Raw genomic sequence first — 4,614 nt, 5'->3', positions numbered from 1 at the left:
CAAATACCTACTAATTGTAATAAAATAGGTCTCTAAAATATAAAACTGACTTGTATAATAAAAATAGGCTATATTTAGTATGATTCCTACTATGAAAACGAATAATTTACATATAGCATTGGGGGAGTTTAATATGCAAACAATACACAGATTATTGTATTTAGTCTGGCTACTAACCTTACCTGTTATGGCCAAAGATGAATCACTGTCTGTAGAAGAATTAAAAAATTTAGGGCTAAATAGCCTGATGGATTTAACCGTAGAAACCGCATCGGGTACAGAAGAAACTCTAATTGATGCGCCTGCCTCCATGGTTGTTGTGACAAAACAAGAAATCCAGCAGCGTGGCTATAGTAATATTGCGGAGGCATTACAAGATTTACCGGGTTTCGATGTCACGATTCAGAATGGCTCAATGTATAGCTCAACCTATCAACGAGGCTACCGCACACCATTTACTACTCGCACCTTATTTATGCTAAACGGTATTGTTGACAATACATTATGGTCACATTCTGCTGTATTTAGCCGTCAATATCCTATGTCCAATGTAGAACGGATTGAAGTGCTATATGGTCCAGCAAGTGCTGTTTATGGGCCAAACGCATTTCTAGGGGTGGTCAATGTCATTACTGATAATGGCAGCGAATTGGATGTAGGAGAGATCACAGGCAATGTGACAGGTCTTGTTGGTAGCTTTAATTCAAAAAGTATTGATGCCACTTTAAAGGGTAAATTAGCTGAAGATTTCAGTTTTTCCATTTCCACCCAACAATTTAGCAGTGATGAGCCTGATTTTAGCGATCGTTATGGTTATTTGAGTAATTCACTCTATGGCAGTGAGCCGCTTTGGGGTGCGATTCATAATATTCAGCATGAAGGTGAGTATTTAGACCATTATTACGACCCAACCAAAGATTATGCTGTATTAGCAGATGCAACTTACAAAGGCTTAAAATTAGGTATTATTCATTGGAAAGTAAAAGAGGCGTATGGGCCTTATTATGCAGCTGATCGAGCCCAAAATAATAGCTTTTGGAATAAAGACAGCGATCAATATTATGCTGAATACAAAACAGATTTAACTGATAGCTTAAAAGCTCAAAGCTTGGTGTTGTATCGAGAAAATCGGCGTTATGGCTATTGGGCTGAAGGCACTCCCGATGAAGAGACGTCTTCTTTTATCAGTTTTACTAATTGGAATGCAGAATCCAGCAGTTGGTTATTCAAGCAGTCTTTTGAATATGAATTCAATGAGGATTTATTATTATCTGCTGGTTTGAAATATGAGCGCAAAGAGTTAACCAAAGGCTATGATATTCCTGGATATTGGTCGCCCGCAATCAGTTCAACAACAGAAGTGGGTAGTGGTATCGGGCATAGTAGTGATTTGAGTTATGAGATTCCGCCACCTCCCGGCGCAATGCCCGCTGATAACTTGGCTAATACGCGCGATGTTGGTGGCTATGTACAAGCGATTTGGGATTGGGAATATTGGCGATTTAACTTAGGGGTACGTTATGACCGCAACTCAATGTATGGCAGTGTGGTGAATCCGCGTATTGCTGCTATTTATCATTATAGTGATGAATGGACATTTAAGGCATTGTATGGAAAGGCATTTCAAGAACCTTCTCCATTGAATTTATGGGGTGGTTGGTCTGGACGTGCGGCGAATCCTGATTTGCAACCTGAAAAAGTACAAAATCTAGAATTGATTACCATGTATCACACTGATAATTTATGGCAGGAGTGGTCTTTATACAGTTCACATTATACTGATGTGATTAAGGAAGAGGCTGAAAATGCAGGTAAGCGAGATATTTGGGGTTTAGAGTATCGGGCTAAATTATCTTTTCCCAACTTAATTGAGGACTTTGACGATATAACTGCTTATTTCAATTATAGTTATACTCATCCCGAAAGCAGTGTATTTTACGATCATGATTTAAGTCTATGGCTAGATGGTGATGCTGCACTGGGTGATATTGCACCTCATAAAATTAATTTAGGCATCAATCTACCATTGGGTGATGCGTGGAATCTGAATTTACGCGGTAATTATGTGAGTTCGCGTGAATTATATTTGCGTAATCCATTGCGTGGACAAGGTGAAAAACTAGACAGTTACTTTGTATTAAACAGTGCCATCAGTTATCAATATGAACCGTTGACTATCACTTTGAAAGTTTTAAATATGTTGGATAAAGATTATTTTCATCCCGGAGCAGAATCAGCTAATGCGGGCAATGATTTCTCACAACGTTCTTTGGGCTACATTAACTCAGTTATACCTCAAGCTGAACGCTCATATTGGTTACAAGTAAAGCTGGGTTTTTAGGGTTTTATCAATTATATGGTTGTTTGCACACTATAGTGAATTTCTTGTTATGTGTTAGGACTGGCAGTCCTTTAATATTTTAAATATCAAACACTTTTAAATTTGAGGACTGCCAGCCTTATATCACTTTAAAATAAAATGACTATAAATAGCAGTGAGCACCAACACTGATATATAGGGTGGATAAACCTAACGCCACCCACCAAGTGCTGTAGACAAAAGTGGAACATGGTGTATGGTCGTTGACATATTATATTCATTTCTGAGGCGCACCTATTTTACCCTACATTTTCATGCTTTTTAAAATTGTGCATAACATGACTATATAAAACCAAAACAGCGGTGGTGAATAAAATACATCTCTGTAAACACAAATATCAATCGGCTAATAAATTTTGTAGTAGTTCAGATAAGTTATTTTTTTGTACCGATTGCTTTAAACGATGACTGAGAATAATAGCCTGTAACTCTTGTAACGCATGGTCAAAATCATCATTTACCACTAGATAATCAAACTCATGACAATGACGCATTTCATCAATTGCAGCCTGCAAACGGCGTTGAATCACTTCATCATTGTCTTTACCGCGTCCGTATAAACGTTGAGATAAAGCTTGTTTTGAAGGAGGTAAAATAAAAATACCGATTGCATCTGGCATTAACTGCCGTACTTTTTCAGCACCTTGCCAGTCAATTTCTAAAATAATATCAATCCCTTGTTGCAACTGTGACTCAACCCACGTTTTTGACGTGCCATAATAGTTACCAAAGACGGAAGCATGTTCTAAAAATGTATTTTCAGTTAACATCGCTTCAAATTCAGCGGTATCCACAAAATAATAATTTACACCATGTACCTCACCTTCTCGTGATGGACGGGTGGTATGAGATACTGATACTTTTAAGTTTTCCGTGTCCGCCAATAATGCTTTAACAAGGCTAGTTTTGCCTGTTCCTGATGGCGCAGAAATAATGTATAAATGACCTTGCATGTAGAAAAAACCTATCTAAAAATGGTTAATTTGTTAACTGACTAACGACTTGTGCCAATTGCTGTGCGGTCGTTTCAACTTGTTGTACATCAAATCCTTCTACCATGACTCGAATCACGGGTTCAGTCCCCGAGGCACGCAATAACACCCGACCTTGTCCCGCAAGTGTTTGCTCTGCATCACGCACTGCTTGTTGAATAGAAGCATGTTTTAAATCAATATGTTGTTTGACTGGAACATTAATCATGTGTTGTGGTGATTTGCACATCCCTGCTTTTAGATCATACAAACCGACATTTGAATGCGCCATAATTGCTAAAATCTGTAACGCAGTTACGATGCCATCACCTGTTGTGGTACGGTCTAAACACAGAATATGGCCAGAGGATTCCCCACCTAGAATGCCATTTAACTGCCGTAATTTCTCTAATACATATCTATCACCGACTTTGGCTCGCTGGAAATCAATACCTTGATTAGTTAAAGCTTGCTCTAAGCCTAAATTGCTCATCACTGTACCAACCACACTACCTTGCAATTGACCTGCTCGATGTTTATCCATTGCAATAATAAATAACAGTTCATCACCATCAACCACTTCGCCTTGAGCGTCGACCATAATCACCCGATCACCATCACCATCTAAGGCAATACCCAAATCAGCTTGATGTTCTAAAACTGCTTTTTGCAATGCTTGTGGTTGTGTCGCGCCAAAACCTGCATTGATATTCAAACCATCAGGCTTAGCCCCAATCGAGATCACATGGGCATCTAATTCATTGAACACATTGGGGGCAATATGGTAGGTTGCACCATGCGCACAATCCACCACAATTTTAAAGCCTTTTAAATTAACATCATACGGTAAGGTACTTTTACAAAACTCAATATAACGTCCAGCGGCATCACTAATCCGTTTTGCTTTACCTAATAAATGTGGCTCAACAGTCTGCATTGATTCATCTAATTTAGCTTCAATTTCCAATTCTAATTCATCAGATAACTTTGTTCCCATTTTGGAAAAAAATTTAATCCCATTATCTTGAAAAGGATTATGTGACGCGCTGATAACAATGCCTGCTTGGGCATGGAAAGTACGGGTTAGATAAGCAATTGCAGGTGTTGGCATAGGCCCCAATAAATGAATATCCATCCCTGCTGCGGACAATCCTGCTTCTAAAGCAGACTCAAACATATAACCAGAAATACGGGTATCTTTACCAATTAAAACTTTATTACTACCTCGGGGGTTTTGTTGACCTAAAACTTGTCCAACTGCCC

Annotated in this window: 3 protein-coding genes; 1 reads left to right on the top strand and 2 read right to left on the bottom strand. The window is 38.6% G+C overall.

The genetic code is table 11. From position 1 onward, the window contains the following. Positions 1 to 133: 133 nt before the first annotated feature. Complete coding sequence (locus ABXH34_RS17975; protein ID WP_353573264.1) at positions 134 to 2,341, top strand: TonB-dependent receptor plug domain-containing protein; 2,208 nt, start codon at positions 134 to 136, stop codon at positions 2,339 to 2,341. 377 nt (positions 2,342 to 2,718) lie between these two features. Here ABXH34_RS17975 and gmk read toward each other — a convergent pair whose 3' ends face one another. Both gmk and glmM read right to left on the bottom strand, forming a co-directional pair. Further along, the gene (gmk, locus tag ABXH34_RS17970) at positions 2,719 to 3,333 is read right to left on the bottom strand and encodes a guanylate kinase (protein WP_353573263.1); all 615 of its coding nucleotides are present in this window, start codon (positions 3,331 to 3,333) and stop codon (positions 2,719 to 2,721) included. Between the two features lie 25 nt (positions 3,334 to 3,358). Beyond that, positions 3,359 to 4,614, bottom strand: a 1,256-nt coding sequence (gene glmM, locus ABXH34_RS17965) for a phosphoglucosamine mutase (RefSeq protein ID WP_353573262.1), incomplete at its 5' end; no start/stop codon positions are given.

Origin of the sequence: Candidatus Albibeggiatoa sp. nov. BB20 (assembly GCA_016744725.1) — a bacterium.
GTDB lineage: Bacteria > Pseudomonadota > Gammaproteobacteria > Beggiatoales > Beggiatoaceae > Albibeggiatoa.
The sequence above is the reverse complement of the archived record's forward strand: the minus strand, read 5'-3'. Positions and strand labels throughout refer to the sequence as shown.